Annotated in this window: 13 protein-coding genes; 7 read left to right on the top strand and 6 right to left on the bottom strand. The window is 65.2% G+C overall.

Translation table 11 applies throughout. The annotated features are described in order from the left end of the window. Positions 1 to 85: 85 nt before the first annotated feature. The 5 genes from FDW81_RS07850 to FDW81_RS07870 all read right to left on the bottom strand — a co-directional run bounded on the left by FDW81_RS07850 (position 86) and on the right by FDW81_RS07870 (position 4,821). Positions 86 to 514, bottom strand: coding sequence for a universal stress protein (locus FDW81_RS07850; protein ID WP_138133632.1), 429 nt, complete (start codon positions 512 to 514; stop codon positions 86 to 88). Between the two features lie 43 nt (positions 515 to 557). Then, on the bottom strand, positions 558 to 1,850 hold the full coding sequence (locus tag FDW81_RS07855; RefSeq protein ID WP_138133633.1) for a PLP-dependent aminotransferase family protein: 1,293 nt from the start codon (positions 1,848 to 1,850) through the stop codon (positions 558 to 560). Between the two features lie 90 nt (positions 1,851 to 1,940). Then, a complete protein-coding gene (locus FDW81_RS07860; protein ID WP_240720053.1) occupies positions 1,941 to 2,330 on the bottom strand; it encodes a hypothetical protein in 390 nt (129 codons plus the stop codon). Between the two features lie 571 nt (positions 2,331 to 2,901). Then, the gene (gene ligD / locus FDW81_RS07865; RefSeq protein WP_138133634.1) at positions 2,902 to 4,146 is read right to left on the bottom strand and encodes a non-homologous end-joining DNA ligase; all 1,245 of its coding nucleotides are present in this window, start codon (positions 4,144 to 4,146) and stop codon (positions 2,902 to 2,904) included. Positions 4,147 to 4,263: 117 nt separating this feature from the next. Next, a complete protein-coding gene (locus FDW81_RS07870; protein ID WP_138133635.1) occupies positions 4,264 to 4,821 on the bottom strand; it encodes an NAD(P)H-dependent oxidoreductase in 558 nt (185 codons plus the stop codon). A 125-nt stretch (positions 4,822 to 4,946) separates the two neighbouring features. On the opposite strand from FDW81_RS07870, the gene FDW81_RS07875 reads away from it, so the two are divergent. From FDW81_RS07875 to FDW81_RS07900, 6 genes are all read left to right on the top strand, one after another. Beyond that, positions 4,947 to 5,555, top strand: a complete 609-nt coding sequence (locus tag FDW81_RS07875; protein WP_138133636.1) for a TetR/AcrR family transcriptional regulator — start codon at positions 4,947 to 4,949, stop codon at positions 5,553 to 5,555. Positions 5,556 to 5,910: 355 nt separating this feature from the next. Next, the gene (locus tag FDW81_RS07880) at positions 5,911 to 6,894 is read left to right on the top strand and encodes an ABC transporter permease (protein WP_138133637.1); all 984 of its coding nucleotides are present in this window, start codon (positions 5,911 to 5,913) and stop codon (positions 6,892 to 6,894) included. Positions 6,895 to 6,896: 2 nt separating this feature from the next. Then, the gene (locus tag FDW81_RS07885) at positions 6,897 to 7,886 is read left to right on the top strand and encodes an ABC transporter permease (RefSeq protein ID WP_171027138.1); all 990 of its coding nucleotides are present in this window, start codon (positions 6,897 to 6,899) and stop codon (positions 7,884 to 7,886) included. Then, positions 7,883 to 10,117 (top strand): ABC transporter ATP-binding protein, encoded by a 2,235-nt coding sequence (locus tag FDW81_RS07890; RefSeq protein ID WP_138133638.1) that lies wholly within the window; start codon positions 7,883 to 7,885, stop codon positions 10,115 to 10,117. The genes FDW81_RS07885 and FDW81_RS07890 overlap by 4 nt, the downstream gene beginning before the upstream one ends. Positions 10,118 to 10,169: 52 nt before the next feature. Further along, the gene (locus FDW81_RS07895) at positions 10,170 to 11,888 is read left to right on the top strand and encodes an ABC transporter family substrate-binding protein (protein ID WP_138133702.1); all 1,719 of its coding nucleotides are present in this window, start codon (positions 10,170 to 10,172) and stop codon (positions 11,886 to 11,888) included. 209 nt (positions 11,889 to 12,097) lie between these two features. After that, positions 12,098 to 13,162, top strand: a complete 1,065-nt coding sequence (locus tag FDW81_RS07900; RefSeq protein WP_138133639.1) for a Gfo/Idh/MocA family oxidoreductase — start codon at positions 12,098 to 12,100, stop codon at positions 13,160 to 13,162. Positions 13,163 to 13,181: 19 nt separating this feature from the next. Here the strand turns inward: FDW81_RS07900 and ald are convergent, their stop codons facing one another. Further along, a complete protein-coding gene (gene ald, locus FDW81_RS07905; protein WP_138133640.1) occupies positions 13,182 to 14,300 on the bottom strand; it encodes an alanine dehydrogenase in 1,119 nt (372 codons plus the stop codon). A 235-nt stretch (positions 14,301 to 14,535) separates the two neighbouring features. On the opposite strand from ald, the gene FDW81_RS07910 reads away from it, so the two are divergent. Further along, the gene (locus FDW81_RS07910) at positions 14,536 to 15,756 is read left to right on the top strand and encodes a CdaR family transcriptional regulator (protein ID WP_138133641.1); all 1,221 of its coding nucleotides are present in this window, start codon (positions 14,536 to 14,538) and stop codon (positions 15,754 to 15,756) included. Positions 15,757 to 15,769 lie beyond the last annotated feature (13 nt).

A 15,769-nucleotide genomic window follows, 5' to 3' on the forward strand; every position in this document is an offset into this window, starting at 1 on the left:
GCACGGCGGGAACCCTGGTAAGGCCGTGAGAAGAGACACCCCCCGCAGCGACGTGCGCCACCAGGCGGACTGTCCGCGGTAACTGCTAGTCGGCGTCGTAGGTGTTCGCGATGTAAACGTCGCAAGGAGCATTGTGGGCAACACTGTTGGCGACGCTGCCAAGCACCTTGCCGATGCCGTGCATCCTGCGGTTTCCCACCACGATGATCCGGGCTTCCGTCCGCAGCGCTTCCTTGATCAGCGCGTCCGCCGGCCTGCCGCGGGCGGCGGAATAGGTGATTTTGATGTCCCTGCCCAGCGATTCCGCAACCGTCTTGGCGACATGCTCGGCGGCATCGGCGTCGGACACGATCCACTGATCGCTGCCGCTGCCGAAGACTTCCGTGCGGTCGCTGTCGAAGGCCGACACCACGTGGAGGGAAGCGCCCAGGGCGGCCGCGAGGTCCCGCGCCGCCTCGGCTGCCTTCTTCGCCGTTGCGCTGCCGTCCACGCCGACAAGTACCGTTCCGCTCATGCGTACTCCTTTGCTTGGTTTTATGGCGCTGGTCAGGCTTAGGCTACAGTGCGGCGATGGCTTCCTGAAGCACCGGCGCCAGGCGGCGGACCCCTTCGGCGATGGCCTCGGGCGGCACCGCGCTGAAGGCAAGGCGCAGCTTGTTGGACGGCTCGTCCGACGGCGTGAAGGCGGCTCCCGGAATAAACACCACACCGGCCTCAATCGCCTTGTGCAGAAGGGGATACGTGTCCACACCTTCCGGGAGCGTCACCCAGACGAAAAAGCCGCCTTCCGGGCTGGTCCACGTGGTCCCAGCCGGCATATGTTCCGCCAGGGCTGTCAGCATGGCCTTACACCGCTCGGCGTACAGGCCGCGGTACGTCTCGATCTGGCCTTTCCAGTCGTACTCACGCAGATATGCAGAGATGAGCATCTGGTTGAACGCCGGCGGACACAGGGTAACGGATTCCGCTGCCAGGTAGTAGCGGCGCTGCAGGTGTTCCGGGACCAGGGCCCAGCCGATGCGCAGCCCTGGCGCAAAGATCTTGGAAAAGGATCCCATGTAGATCACGTCGCCGGGGTTGTCGGCCCGAAGCGGCTGAAGGGGCTCCCCGCTGTACCGGAGCAGTCCATAAGGGTTGTCCTCGACCACCAGGATATTCGCCTTGCGGCATATCTCCACCACCTGCTGGCGCCGGTCCTTGGCGAGGGTTATTCCGGAGGGGTTGTTGAAGTTGGGAATCGTGTACAGAAACTTGATGCTTTTGCCGGCCAGCTGGAGGGCTGCGATCTTTGCCTCCAGGAGCTCGGGAACCAGACCCGACTGGTCCATCTCAACAGTTTCAACCTGCACCTGGTAGGCCTCGAACGTGTTCAGCGCCCCTACGTAGGTTGGATCTTCGACCAGCACCACATCGCCCGGGTTGCAGAAGACCTTGGTGGCCACGTCCTGGGCGGACTGCGAACCGGCGGTGATCACCACGTTCTGGGGCAGGGCATCCTGGATGCCTTCCGCGGCCATCACTTCACAGATCTGCTTCCGCAGCTCTTCCGAGCCTTGGCCGCTGCTGTACTGCAGCGCAGTGAGCCCGTCCTCGGTGATGATCCTGGCCGCGGTGGCGGCAAGCCGGTCCAGCGGGAGGGACTGCAGGTAGGGGCTTCCGCCCGCCAGCGAGACGAGCCCCGGGCGCATGGAGATGTCAAAGACATCCCGCACCGCTGATTGGCGGATGTTCGCGGCGCGTTCCGAGAACAGCTCGTCGTGGCGGTGGGCGGAAGTAGCCGCCCGCTCGATGGCGTCAATGGCTTCGGCCGGCAGCGTCCCTGCTGCGGCGTCGAGTGTCTCGTGGCTCACATCATCAGGATACAGCGAAGAGTTGTCTTTAAAGCAACAGCTGTTTATCTTCGAGGTACAAAGGCCGGCGGAAGTGCCTTTTGCCTCTAACTACCCCAGCGTCATCGCTTCTGTCAGGGTGCGCCCGTTGACGTAGATTTCTGCGCGGATGGCGCCGACTGCAGCCAGGGCTGTCTGGGTCAGCTGGGCTTCCATCCGGGGAATATCGCACGTGCCTCCGGGCCTCATGACGCCAGCCAGGTATACCGTCACCGTGGTGCCGTCGAAGCTCCCGGAGAGGAACTTCAGCCGTGAACCGGACAAGGCGTTGTAGGCAGCGGCACCGCCTGATGAGAGAACCGCTTCCTGTGGTGCGTCGAGCAGTGCCGCCATGGCTGCCGCAAGTGGCTCTTCACCCGCCCTGCTCTCCTGGGCGAATCCCACCAGGCTGTCATTGCAGCCAAACCGCACACCGTGCATGCCGCCGTCGTCCACCAACACGTAGTAGGCCGTTACCGAGGCCGCCGCGATCCTGTCGCCGGTTCCGGTGCCGGGGCTGCCAGCTGCTGGCGGCTGTGGCGCCGGGCCGGAGGGGGACGGCCCGGTAGCCGGGAGGGAGCCCCCTTCCCCGCTTGGGGCGGGAGTGCTTGTGCCGTGAGCGTCCGCATCGTCGGGGTTACCGCGATTTCCCGCTCCCGTGGGCGGGGGCGGTGGAGCAGAGGTTCCAGGCGGGGCTGCGTCCTGAGGCTGCGGTATCGGGGTCGGGGACGGCGGCACGGCGGCCGGCGTACTTCCCGTGATGGCCATGGGAGCGGAAGAAGCCGGTGCTGATCCGCGGAGGTCCTGGATCGAACACCCGCCCAGGCACAACGGAAGCACCAGGCTGGCTGCCACCGCCGTCCGCAGCGCTGCACTGCCTCTTTCTGAACTCAACCCTGCGCGCATGCCTGCACCGCAATTCTGTTCCGGTCCGGTGGATTAACGTTACGGCCGACGCCACTGGGCGGGAATGCCGGGACAATACCGGTTGGGACAAGAGTTGGTCACGGCGGGGACCCGTGCGCGGGGGACGTCAGGACGCCGGTTGCCCCGGCCACTCCCTGCCAGCCCACGGGTCATAGTCGGCGATCAGTTCCTCCTGCGGCGGGCGGTCCGGCTCCGGGACGTGCTGCAGGTTCACGCGGACCCGGTACCAGAGCGAGCTTGATCCGCGCATTCCGTCCACCAGGACGTCGGCGGGGTGCAGGGCCGGGACGAGGTCCGCGTGCCGGGACTTCCATTCATCCAGGGCGGCCAGCGCCTCGGGTTTGGTCTTGGTGCGGGCCACCTCGATTAGCGGCATCACGGACTGGCGGCGGCCCGACCCATCGCCCCCGCGGGGAGCTTTCTCGGCGGGGCCGAGTTCGGCTGCCAGCGCCAGCAGCCCTTCCAAGGTGCCGGCCGCGTCGTCAATCCCCTCGTGGGGGTCGCCCATGTCAGCGAACCGCCCGGGCACAGTGCGCACGGTGAACTCCTCCGGGCGGGCAGAACGCACCTCGTCCCACGTGAGCGGTGTGGACACGCGGGCATCGGGAAGGGGGCGGACCGAGTACGCGGACGCCACTGTGCGGTCCTTGGCGTTCTGGTTGAAGTCGACAAACACGCTTTCGCCGCGTTCCTCCTTCCACCACCGTGCTGTGGCCAGACCCGGAGCGCGGTTTTCCACCTCCCGGGCAAGGGTTTCGGCCGCGAGCCGCACATCACGGAAGGACCACCGGGGTGCGATGCGCACCAGGATGTGGAGTCCCCGTGAGCCGCTGGTCTTCGCCCAGCCCATCAGCCCCACCTCATCCAGGACTTCCCGTGCAACATAGGCGACGTCCACGATCTGGGACCAGTCCACCCCCGGCATCGGATCAAGGTCAACCCGAAGCTCGTCCGGGTGCTCAAGGTCCTCCGCACGTACTGGGTGGGGGTTGAGGTCCAGGCAGCCGAGGTTCACAACCCATGCAAGTCCTGCGGCATTCCGGATCACCGCCTCTTCAGCAGAAGTCCCGGACGCATAGTGGAGAGTGGCCGTATCGATGAACTCCGGATGGTTCTCCGGGACCCGTTTCTGGAAGAACGGTTCGGCGTCGATGCCTTTCGGAAAACGCTTGAGCACCATAGGCCGGCCGCCCGCGCCGCGCAGCGCGCCGTCCGCCACCGACAGGTAGTAGCGCACCAGGTCCAGCTTCGTAATCCCCGGCCCCGGGAACAGCACCTTGTCCGGACTGGAGATGCGTACCTCTGCTCCCGATATGTCCAGGATCTCTGCCGGCGCCTTCGAGGGGTTCATTCCGTCACGCTAGCAACGATCGGACCGCGCAGCCAGAACCAAGGGGGGCGGCCGGACAGACGGCAGTGCCCCGACGCACCTTGGGCGCCGGGGCACTGACGCCAGGGACTGCGGTGGCTATGCCGCCGGCTGGGAGGCGGCGAGGGCGTCGAACACGTCCTTGATCTGCTCCACGACCTCAGCGTCGTCCTTGGGGTGGATTTCGGCAAAGCGCACCATGGAGCCCGGAACGGCCAGCTTGACGTCCTCCAGGACCTGGGCGCCGGCGATACCTGCGGCCTTGCGGGCCTCGTCCTGCGCCCAGACGCCGCCGTACTGGCCAAAAGCGGTTCCGACGACGGCCGTCGGCTTTCCGGCGAGGGCTCCGGCGCCGAAGGGGCGGGACAGCCAGTCGATGGCATTCTTCAGTGCTGCGGGGACGGTGCCGTTGTGCTCCGGGGTGACCAGCAGGACGGTATCAGCCTCACTTGCCGCGGCGCGCAGGGCGGCGGCGGCGGGCGGAACCTGGCCTTCGACGTCGATGTCCTCGTTGTAGAAGGGAATGCTGCCGAGGCTTTCGTGGATGACCACGTCCACCTGATCGGGTGCATTGAGCTGGATTGCTTCGGCCAGCTTTTGGTTGGTGGATTCTGCCCGGAGGCTGCCGACGAGGGTGAGGACAGTGCTCTTGGTCATGGGAACTCCTTGTGTTGGTCCGGGGCAGGAGCCGCGGCGGGTTCGAAAGCTGAGGCAACTGCTGCCTTCACCAGTGTAAACGGACTGTGGTCCGCTTCTTATTCCCGAGGGCTAGACTGGGGGATGTGAGCTTAATCCCACCGGGGCCGGGATCGGCGCAGCGGCTTGGGGCGGAACGCCGTGACGCCCTGCGGAACCGTGAGCGCCTGCTGTCCGCCGCCCGTGAACTGATCAGTGAATGTGGGGCAGAAGGCCTGACGATGGATCGGTTGGCCGAGCAGGCGGGAGTGGGCAAGGGCACCGTCTTCCGCCGTTTTGGCAGCCGCGCAGGGCTGATGCAGACGCTCCTTAGCGAATCGGAAGCTGAGTTCCAGGCCCGCTTCATGTTCGGACCGCCGCCTCTCGGGCCAGGCGCACCGGGCCTGGAGCGCCTCATTGCCTTCGGCGCCGGTCGCATCGGCTATGTGATGGAGTATGGGGACCTCGCCCTTGCCGCTGACAGTGCTTCCCGTGGGCTGGCCGAAGTTCCCGCTGCTGCTCTCTGGCAACGGCACATTGAGGTCCTGCTGCGGGAGGAGGGTTTCGAGCCGGAGCCCTGGCTCATGGCCGGCTCCCTGGCATCCACCCTGGACCCGGCGCGGCTGTTGAGGCTGGTCCGGGTTTACGGCGTGACGGTTGACCGGCTGGTTGCGTCCTGGACGGATCTTGTCACGCGGGTTGTCCGCGGCGCGTAGGTTACGGCAGCCGCTACCGTACGTCCAGTCAAATCAACTTCACAGAACTATTCATAACGATCTGATACGGCCGCCGGGTTTTCCGGGCATTCACCCGCAGATTCAGGTGCTCCTTGTGATAGTTTCCTCGGGAGTGTGACCCCCGACATAGTTCACCCGGATCGCCTGCCAAGGCCGTGGGAAGCCAGCCATCCGCTGGCAGAGGACCCGGTGAAGCGGCCCAACCCCCGCTGATCCGGGGATAACGGAAGGATCCAGCACGTTGATCGTTGATATGCGCAACACCCCGACGCACCAATGCAGCGCGCAGTTTCCCTCCCCCCGGCATGTGGCGGCGAAACGGAAATAACCCTCCATGCTCAGGTATCTCGCCAAGCGCGGCATTACATATATTTTCATGATTTTCCTGACCACCTCGGCCGGATACTTTCTGGCTGTCAGCTCCCTGAAGCCGGCTCTGCTGGAACAGGAGCGGATTCCCCGCCCCACTCCGGAGCAGGTGGCCAACTCCATGCGCCTGAAGGGCCTCGACCCGGACCTCAGCCCCTGGGAACGGTATGTCGAATGGCTTACCGCGATCGTCACGCGCTGGGACTGGGGCCGCAGCCCCAACGGTGCCTACATCAACGCTGAATTCGGCGACCGCGTCTGGATTTCCACCAGGCTCTTCCTTGCCTCGATCATCCTGACCCTCGTCATCGGGGTTGCACTGGGCGTCTACTCCGCCGCACGCCAGTACAAGTTCCAGGACCGGGCCATCACTTCGTACAGCTACCTCGCCTACATCGTGCCGGCGCCGATCGCCTACTTCCTGGTGCAGTTGGGCGCCATCAGCATCAACGAGACCGTGGGGGAGCGGATCTTCTTCGTCACCGGCATCTCCACACCGGGTATCCAACCGGGCTGGGCCCAGTTCGTGGACATGCTGGCGCATTACGCGGTTCCCACCGTCGCGATCACCCTCGTGGGTTGGGGCTCATACCAAATCGCCCAGCGCCAGTACCTCCTCGACAACGTCAATGCCGATTTTGTCCGGACGGCCAGGGCAAAAGGGCTTACCCGGAACCAGGCAATTTCCCGGCATGCACTGCGTGTCTCGTTCATTCCGGTGGCCCAGAGCATCGCCTTCACTATCCCGGCCATCTTCGCCGGCGGTTTCTTCGCGGAGAAGATCTTCGCGTGGCCCGGCGTGGGGTCGTGGAGCATCGACGCCATCTCGCTGCAGGACGTCAACGCCGCCACCGCCACGCTGGCCTACGGTTCGGTCATTTTTGCCCTCGGCGCCATCCTGGCGGACTTCGCCACAACCCTTGTTGACCCGAGAGTGCGGGTGCAGTAACCGTGACCAACCTCAACGCCGTCGACCCTGCCGCCGTCGCCCAGGACGCACACCTGGAGGGTGCTGACGTCGTCATCGGCAAGAACACCATCATTTTCCGCCGCTTCATGCGGAACAGGACGGCCGTAGCGGGCCTGGCCATCTTCCTTGCCTTGACCGTTTTCTCCTTCATCGGCGGGTATCTCACGCCGTGGGACAAGGAAACCATCGACCCCTTCAACATCGGCATGCCGCCGTCGGCCGAGCATTACCTCGGCACGTCCCAGGCGGGCATTGACCTCTACGCAATGACGGTGGAGGGCACCAGGATCTCCATCCTGATCGGACTGATCGTGGGGCTGGTTTCGGTCCTCGTGGCCGCTGTCTACGGGTGCACCATGGCCTACTTCGGCGGCAAAGTGGACAAGGTGATGCTCTTTATCCTTGAAGCGCTCATCATGATGCCGGCCCTCCTGGTGGTTGCTGTGGCCACCAGCGGCGGAGGGGAAGGGCTCAAGCGGGACCTGCCCTCCTGGCTGCTGCTGATCATCGTGCTGCTGGTCTTCAGCTGGATGGGCACGGCCAGGCTGATCCGTTCACTGTCCATGTCCCTGATGCAGCGGGACTTCGTCAAGGCAGCCCAGTACATGGGCATCCCGGCCCGCAGGATCGTCTGGAGGCACCTGGTCCCCAATATCGGATCCCTCCTGGTCCTGGACATCACCCGCGGCGTCACCGGCGCCATCCTCGCAGAGGTGGCCTTTTCCTTCATCGGCATCGGCATCAAGGTGCCGGATGTCAGTCTCGGGGTTCTCATCGGCGGCGCCACGTCCCAGGTGCAGACCTTCCCGTGGATGTTCTGGGTACCGTTGGCCGTCATGTTGCTCCTCACCGGCTCCCTGGCCATGATGAATGACGGACTGCGCGACGCCTTCGACCCCAGCTCGAGCTCAAGCGGCAGCGCCACAAAACGCAAAGCCCTCAAAACCCGTGTGAAGAGGAACGCGTCATGAGCAGCGAAATAACCACGGGGCCCGGCCACACCCAGCCGGACGTGGAGCGGTTGCACGTGGCAGGCCTGCACGCCCCATCGGATGCTGTCCTGTCCGTCCGGGACCTGAGCGTCCGCTTCAGCACCGAGAACGGCGTGGTCCACGCCGTGCGCGGAGTCGACTTTGACCTGCTGCCGGGAAAGACGCTGGGCATTGTGGGTGAGTCCGGGTCAGGGAAATCCGTCACCTCGCTGGCCATCATGGGCCTTTTGCCGTCCACGGCCGAGGTATCCGGTTCTGTGATGCTCAAGGGCAGGGAACTGCTGGGCCTCAGCGATAAAGCCATGTGTGAATACCGCGGCAATGAACTGGCCATGGTCTTCCAGGACCCGCTGTCCTCCCTGACGCCGGTGTACACGGTGGGAGCGCAGATCGTGGAGGCGCTCACCATCCACAACCCCACCATGAGCAGGCAGGCCAAAGAAGCCCGCGCCGTCGAACTCCTGGCCATGGTGGGGATCCCCAGCCCCAGGGAACGCCTCAAGGCCTTTCCGCACGAATTCTCCGGCGGCATGCGCCAGCGCGTGATGATCGCCATCGCCATCGCCAACAATCCGCGGGTCCTGATCGCGGATGAGCCGACGACGGCGCTGGACGTCACCATCCAGGCCCAGGTGCTGGAGGTGCTGCATACCGCGCAGGAGGAGACGGGTGCCGCCGTCGTGATGATCACGCACGACCTCGGCGTGGTTGCGGGCGTGGCGGACGACATCATGGTCATGTACGCCGGCAAGCCTGTGGAGACGGGCGCGGTGGACGATATCTACTACAACCCCCGAATGCCCTACACCATGGGCCTCCTCGGCGCCGTTCCCCGGGTTGACGTTGCAGAGAAATCCTCGCTGGTCCCCATTGAGGGCATGCCGCCCAACCTGATCCGCACTCCCACGGGCTGCTCGTTCGCGCCCCGCTGCCCGCTGGTGTCCGACGCGTGCCTGGCGGGCGAGCCGGCGCTGGCTCCGGTGCCGGGGAGCGCCCTCCACCGGGCCGCGTGCATCAAGTCCGGCTCCCTCGGCGGCGACGTGGATGTCCACGACGTTTTCGCCGCTCCGCCCGTACCGGTATCCCGCTTTGATGCCGTTCCGCGGGAGAAGCGTTCCACTGTCCTGCAGCTCAAGGACGTCCGCAAGCACTTCCCGCTCACCAGGGGTGCTTTGCTCAAGCGCCGCATCGGCACCGTCAAGGCCGTGGACGGCCTGAGCTTCGACATCCGCGAGGGGGAGTGCTTCTCCATCGTGGGGGAATCGGGCTCCGGCAAGACCACCACGCTCCTGGAAATTATGGAGTTCCACAAGGACCAGGACGGCGAAGTGCTGATTGGCGGGATCAGCAACAAGCAGGCCACTGATTCGCGGACGAAGAGCGCCATGCGCCGGGAACTGCAGATGGTCTTCCAGGACCCCACCGGCGCCCTGGACCCCCGCTTCACTGTTTACGAAGTCCTCGCCGAGCCACTTCAGAACGCTGGCATGGACCGGCAGGCCATCAAGAAGCGCATCCTGGAACTGATGAAGCTGGTGGGACTGCAGCCGGACCATGTCAACCGCTTCCCCAACCAGTTCTCGGGGGGACAGCGCCAGCGGATCGGCATAGCCCGCGCCCTGGCCGTGAACCCCAAGCTGGTGGTCCTCGACGAACCCGTGTCCGCACTGGATGTTTCAGTCCAGGCAGGGGTCATCAACCTACTGGACAGGCTCCGGGCCGAACTGGGCCTCAGCTATCTCCTGGTGGCCCACGATCTCTCAGTGGTCCGGCACATTTCCAACCGGGTGGCCGTCATGTACCTGGGCAAGATCGTGGAGATCGGCGAGGTTGACCGGGTGTTCGACAACCCCCGCCACCCGTACACCCGCGCCCTGCTCTCCGCCATCCCCGTTCCGGACCCGCAACTGGAACGGACCCGCGAACGCATTATCCTTCAAGGGGACCTGCCCTCTCCCCTGGATGCACCCAAGGGCTGCAACTTTGCCACCCGCTGCCCGGTTTTCGCGGCACTCCCGCCGGTGAAGCAGGAGAAGTGCCTGACCCTCGAACCGCCGCTGGAGCCTGTGGCGCCCTCCGCGCCCGCCCAGGCACTGGCGGCGCATCCGCTGCCCGCCCCCGACCAGCGCTTCGCCTGTTTTTTCCCCGACGGAGAGATGGACGAGGACATGCTGGTGGTGCACGAACAGGCAGACCACCATGCACCCTAGGCTTTTCCGACCCATCACCAGCACCACCACCCGCACCAACGAAGGGAACACCATGAGGAATCTGAACAGGATCGGCGGAGCAGCGGCGGTTGCCGCAGCTCTGGCGCTGACGGCCTGCGGCGGCGGTGGCGGTTCCACCGGCCCGGAAACGGCCAAGGGGCAGGAGGCAGGCAGCGACCTGTCGAAGCTCATCAGCATCAACGAGAAGCCCGCCGCCGATCTTGAGCAGGGCGGCAAGGTCACCCTTCCGCTGGGCAACATCGGCCCGGACTTCAATGGATTCTCGAACAACGGCAACAGCGCAGACAACTCCGCCCTGCAGATCCCCATGAACCCTGTGGCGGTCAACAGCGGCGGCATCGGCGGCTGCTGGAAGCTCGACTTCCTGGGCAAGGCGTCCCCCAACCAGGACTTCTGCGAGTCTGTGGAGAACAAAGTAGAAGACGGCAAGCAGACCATTACCATCAAGGTCAACGAAAAGGCCACCTACAACGACGGCACCCCCATTGACGTTAAGGCTTTCCAGAACACCTGGAACATCCTGAAGAGCCCGGACGCCGGCTACGACATTGTCACCTCCGGCGCTTACGAGTTCGTGGAGTCCGTGGAGGCCGGCAGCAGCGACAAGGAAGTCATCGTCAAGACCTCCCAGCCGGTGTATCCGCTGGAGGATCTCTTCTTCGGCCTCATCCACCCGGCCGTGAACAGCCCCCAGATTTTCAACGAGGGCTTCAACGGTGAACTGCACCCGGAATGGATGGCCGGCCCCTTCAAGCTGGACCAGTATGACCAGGCGGCCAAGACCGTAACCCTGGTGCCCAACGAGAAGTGGTGGGGCAACAAGCCGGTGCTGGAGAACGTGGTGTTCCGCCAGCTTGAAACCAGCGCCCAGATCGCCGCCTTCAAGAACGGCGAGATCGACGCGATGTCTGCCAACACCATCTCCCTCTACAAGCAGCTCGAGGGCACCAAGGACTCCGAGGTCCGCCGCGGCCAGCGGCTCTTCGCGGGCGGCATGAACCTCAACGCCCAGCGCATCACCGACGTGGCGGTCCGCAAGGCCATCTTCGCAGCCGTGGACCGCGAAGCCCTCCGCAAGGTCCGCTTCAACGGCCTGAACTGGGAGGAGCCCAGCTCCGGCTCCATGATGCTCATGCCCTTCTCCGAGTACTACCAAGACAACTACCCCGTGAAGGAAACCGGTCCGGAAGCCGCCAAGAAGGTGCTGACGGACGCGGGTTACACCGAGAACGCCAACGGCATCATGGAGAAGGACGGCAAGCCCGCAGCCTTCAAGATCAGCAACTTCGGTGACGACCCCACCACCCTTGCCTTCACCCAGACCCTGCAGAAGCAGCTGCAGGCCGGCGGCATGGATGTTGGCATCGACCAGCGCGCTTCGGCAGACTTCGGCAAGGTCCTGGGCTCGCGTGAATTCGACATGAGCGTTTCGGGCTACACAGTGGGTCCGGACGCCACCTCGGCCGTGAAGCAGTACTACGACTCCAAGACCAACGAGAACCAGCTGGGCGACGCCGAGCTGGACAAGAAGATCGCTGACCTCGCCTCCATCGAGGACAACGCCGAGCGCAACAAGGCGGCCATGGAGGTCGAGAAGGAGCACATGGCAAAGTACTTCTCCATGGGCGTGGTCATGAACGGCCCGCAGATCTCCTTCGTCCGCACCGGCCTGGCCAACTACGGCCCGTCCCTGTTCCAGAGCCTGTCCCAGGTTCCGGACTGGACCACCATCGGCTGGGAAAAGAAGTAGCACTCGCTGCTCTGTTGGTGAAGGCCGGTATCCCCTGGGGAGGGGATGCCGGCCTTCGCCGTCTGCCCAACCCCGCCGACGCTGTCGCACTTAACGCGGCTTTTCGCCCGACGCTCTCTCAGCCAATGCGCCCTTTCGGCCAACCCTCCCGCACGTGCCGCACACTCCGGCCCACTGCCGGGTTCACCGGGCCGGAGTAGCGTAGGAACATGACCGGAACTGAAGCTTCGCAGCGCACCATCCGAACCGCAGTTGTGGGCTTCGGACTGTCCGGGAGCGTGTTCCATGCTCCCCTGATAGCAGCGGATCCGAGCTACTCGCTGAACGTCATAGCTACCTCCGACGCCGGAAGGGAGTCCGCTGCCACCGAACGGTACGAGGGCGTAAAGACGGTGCCGGACGGCCAGGCGGTCCTTGCCCATGCCCACGAGTTGGACCTGGTGGTGCTGGGAACACCGCCGGCAACCCACTACCCCTTGGCCAAGGCAGCGTTGGAGGCCGGGCTGGACGTGGTGGTGGACAAGCCTTTCACCGTGACCAGCGGGGAGGGCCAGGAACTCATTGCGCTGGCCGGGGAACTGGGCCGGGTGCTGACGGTTTTCCAGAACCGGCGGTGGGACGGCGACTTCCTGACACTGAGGAAGCTCATCGCGGCCGAAGCCCTGGGGAAGGTCACCCGGTTTGAGTCCCGTTTCGAGCGGTGGTCGCCGGCGATCGCAAAGGCCTGGAAGGCACGCGCCACGGCGGCCGACGGCGGCGGCACCCTATTCGATCTCGGCAGCCACCTGATCGACCAGGCGCTCCAGCTTTTTGGCCCCGCCGCCGTGGTCCATGCCGAGCTGAAGGCGCGCCGGTCTGACGAGCGGGCGGACGATGACGTTTTCGTGGTCCTGCGGCATGAGTCGGGCGTTTTCAGCCACCTCACCATGAATATGCTGTGCGCCCAGCAGGGCCCCCGGTTCCGCGTGCTGGGCTCCGTGGGAGGATTCACTAAGAAGGGCGTGGATCCGCAGGAGCCGTACATGGCCGCGGGCGGGAGCCCCCTCGACGCTGACTACGGCGAAGAGGCTCCGGAGTGGGCAGGTCTCCTGGGCCGCGACGGCCACCTGGACGCCCTGCCCACCGAACGTGGCGCGTATCCCGAGTTCTACCGCATTCTCGCGGCGAAGATCCTCGACGGCGGCGCCACCTCAGCAGCGCCGCTTCCGGTTGACCCGGAAGACGCCGTCGAAACCCTGAAGCTCATCGAAGCGGCCCGGAAGTGGGCGCACTAATCTGGACCGGGCGTTTGCGCTAAGCAGTAACCAGTTCGTGCCAGTCCGCCACGAGTGGCAGGTTGTGCGCCTCGGACACGGAGTGATGCGCCACATGGCCCGCGGCGATGTTGAGGCCGGCTGCCAGGGCGGGGTCGCGGTCGAAGGCGGCCTTGACGCCAAGGTTGGCCAGCGCCACGGCGTAGCGCAGGGTCACGTTGGTCAGTGCGTAGGTGGACGTGTTGGGCACAGCGCCGGGCATGTTGGCTACGCAGTAGAAGATGGTGTTGTGCACCTTGTATGTGGGTTCCTGGTGCGTGGTGGGGTGGGTGTCCTCGAAGCAGCCGCCCTGGTCCACGGCGATGTCCACCAGGACCGAGCCGGGTTTCATCCGGGCCACGAGGTCGTTGGTGACCAGCTTGGGGGCCTTGGCACCGGGGATCAGGACCGAGCCGATCACCAGGTCGGCGTCCACCACGGACTTCTCGATTTCGTACTTGTTGGAGGCCACGGTCTTCAGCCGGCCCTGGTACTGGGCGTCCAGTTCACGCAGGCGGTTGATGTTGATGTCCATGATTGTGACGTCTGCGCCGAGGCCCAGCGCCATGGCTGCGGCGTTGGTGCCCGCCACACCGCCACCCAGCACCACGACCTTGGCCGGGCGCACGCCGGGCACGCCGCCGAGCAGGATTCCCTTGCCGCCGGCGGGCGCCATGAGGGAGGACGCGCCCACCTGGACGGAAAGCCGGCCGGCCACCTCGGACATCGGGGCGAGCAGCGGCAGGGACCGGCCCTCCTGGACGGTCTCGTAGGCGATCGCGGTGACGCCGGAGTTGATGAGCTCCCGGGTGAGTTCGGGTTCGGCCGCTAGGTGCAGGTAGGTGAAGAGGATCAGGCCCTTGCGGAAGCGGTGGTATTCGGCCTTGATGGGTTCCTTGACCTTCATCACCATGTCGGCGCGGGCCCAGACGTCGTCCGCCTCGTTGACGATCTCGGCACCGGCAATTGAGTATTCCTCATCGGTGATGCCGGAACCCAGTCCTGCGCCTCGCTCCACCAGCACAGTGTGTCCGTGGGTGCGGAACTCGTGGACGCCGGCGGCGGTGATGGCCACCCGGAATTCGTTGTTCTTGATTTCTTTGGGGACACCGATGATCATCGTGGGCTCCAGGTTCTCGGCTTGGTGAAGCCGGAAAGTGCGGACGGATTTCGTGTTTCAACGATAGATCCGGTTTGTGAGCCAGCTGACAGGAAAGGCAGCTGGCCTTACTGAAGCAACCGCATCATTCCGCGGTTTTCCTCGTCGCGGCCTAAACATTTGTCGAGTCTCGAAGCGGCAAGTGTCGCCTCCTGTCCGTTCGTCCGGGAGCCCATCCAAGCAGTACTGTTGGCGCATGCAGCAGCAGGGTGTTGAACAGCTGGTGGAGCAGGTGGCACAGAAGCTGGGCCGCGGCCTGTCCCTGGAGGACCTGGACGGAGTGCTGCTCGCGTACAGCTCCAACCAGTCGCATGCGGACCGTGTGCGTGTGAACTTCCTGCTGAGCAAGAAAGTCCCGGCGGATGTGAGCGCGTGGCAGCTTTCGCACGGCATCGCCACCGCTGTCCGCCCCGTGGTGGTTCCGGCGAACCCGGGCCTGGGCATGCTGGGACGCGTGTGCGTTCCGCTGATGGTCCGGGGCTTCCGCGTTGGCTATCTCTGGGTCCAGCAGGACTCGGAAGACGAAAGCCCGACAGCGATCCTCACCCAACTGCCCGCCGTGAGCCACGAACTTGAGATGCTGTCCGGCCTCCTGCTGGATTCGAATACGGCGGAGTCCGAATTCCGGCGCGTGCGGGAGCGGGAGTTCCTGTCGGCATGCGCCGGGGAACCCAACGCCGTTGCTGCCATCGCAGGCTGGAAGGAGATCCAGGGCCGGGGCCCCTGGCAGGTGGTGACGGTGCTCGACGCCGAGGGCTGGGCAGGCGGGCCGGACCCCATCGCTTCCACCCTCATCCACCGCTCTGCCGCGCTCCAGGCAACCATCGGCGTCGACGCCGCCTTGTTCAGCGCCGGAACGGACACGCATTCGGTAGTCCTGTTCCGTGAATTATCGGGCAGGGCGAACCACGCCCAGGTGCTGGTCCACTACCAGCTGGAGCTCGCGAAGCGTTCGGGGCGCCCGGTGCAACGGATCATTCTGGGTATCAGCGAGGGCTTCAGCCGGCCGCGGGGGCTCGCGGCGGCCTACCGGCAATCCAAGCTGGCGGCCCAGGCCGCGGCCGTAGACCCGCAGCTTGGCGAACTCGTGGATTGCAGGAATACCGGCGTCTACCAGCTCCTGGCTTCGGCGGGCGGAGGGGCCAGCGCCTGGGCTGACTCGGGTTCGGTGTACTTCCGTCTGCTGGAGGACCATGACCGCAACGGCGAGCTCATCCCGGTCCTGGAACTCCTGTATGACAACGACGGCTCAGTCCAGGATGTGGCCACCAAGCTCCACCTGCACCGCAGCAGCATCTACAACAGGCTTGGCCGGATCCGCCAGCTGCTGGGCGTGGATCCCCTGAAGGGGATGGCCCGGCTGGAACTCCACGCAGCCCTGAAGATGCGGCGCTGGGCGGGCCGGCCCAGGATCTAGCGCCACGGGAAGC

Origin of the sequence: Pseudarthrobacter sp. NamB4 (genome assembly GCF_005796185.1) — a bacterium.
In the GTDB taxonomy this organism is placed as follows: domain Bacteria; phylum Actinomycetota; class Actinomycetes; order Actinomycetales; family Micrococcaceae; genus Arthrobacter.

Bases quoted from the DNA above. Each gene is read 5' to 3' on its own strand.
- FDW81_RS07850 (WP_138133632.1), bottom strand. From the start codon at position 514: ATGAGCGGAACGGTACTTGTCGGCGTGGACGGCAGCGCAACGGCGAAG.
- FDW81_RS07880 (WP_138133637.1), top strand. From the start codon at position 5,911: ATGCTCAGGTATCTCGCCAAGCGCGGCATTACATATATTTTCATGATT.
- FDW81_RS07890 (WP_138133638.1), top strand. From the start codon at position 7,883: ATGAGCAGCGAAATAACCACGGGGCCCGGCCACACCCAGCCGGACGTG.
- FDW81_RS07870 (WP_138133635.1), bottom strand. From the start codon at position 4,821: ATGACCAAGAGCACTGTCCTCACCCTCGTCGGCAGCCTCCGGGCAGAA.
- ligD (WP_138133634.1), bottom strand. From the start codon at position 4,146: ATGAACCCCTCGAAGGCGCCGGCAGAGATCCTGGACATATCGGGAGCA.
- ald (WP_138133640.1), bottom strand. From the start codon at position 14,300: ATGATCATCGGTGTCCCCAAAGAAATCAAGAACAACGAATTCCGGGTG.
- FDW81_RS07895 (WP_138133702.1), top strand. From the start codon at position 10,170: ATGAGGAATCTGAACAGGATCGGCGGAGCAGCGGCGGTTGCCGCAGCT.
- FDW81_RS07900 (WP_138133639.1), top strand. From the start codon at position 12,098: ATGACCGGAACTGAAGCTTCGCAGCGCACCATCCGAACCGCAGTTGTG.
- FDW81_RS07910 (WP_138133641.1), top strand. From the start codon at position 14,536: ATGCAGCAGCAGGGTGTTGAACAGCTGGTGGAGCAGGTGGCACAGAAG.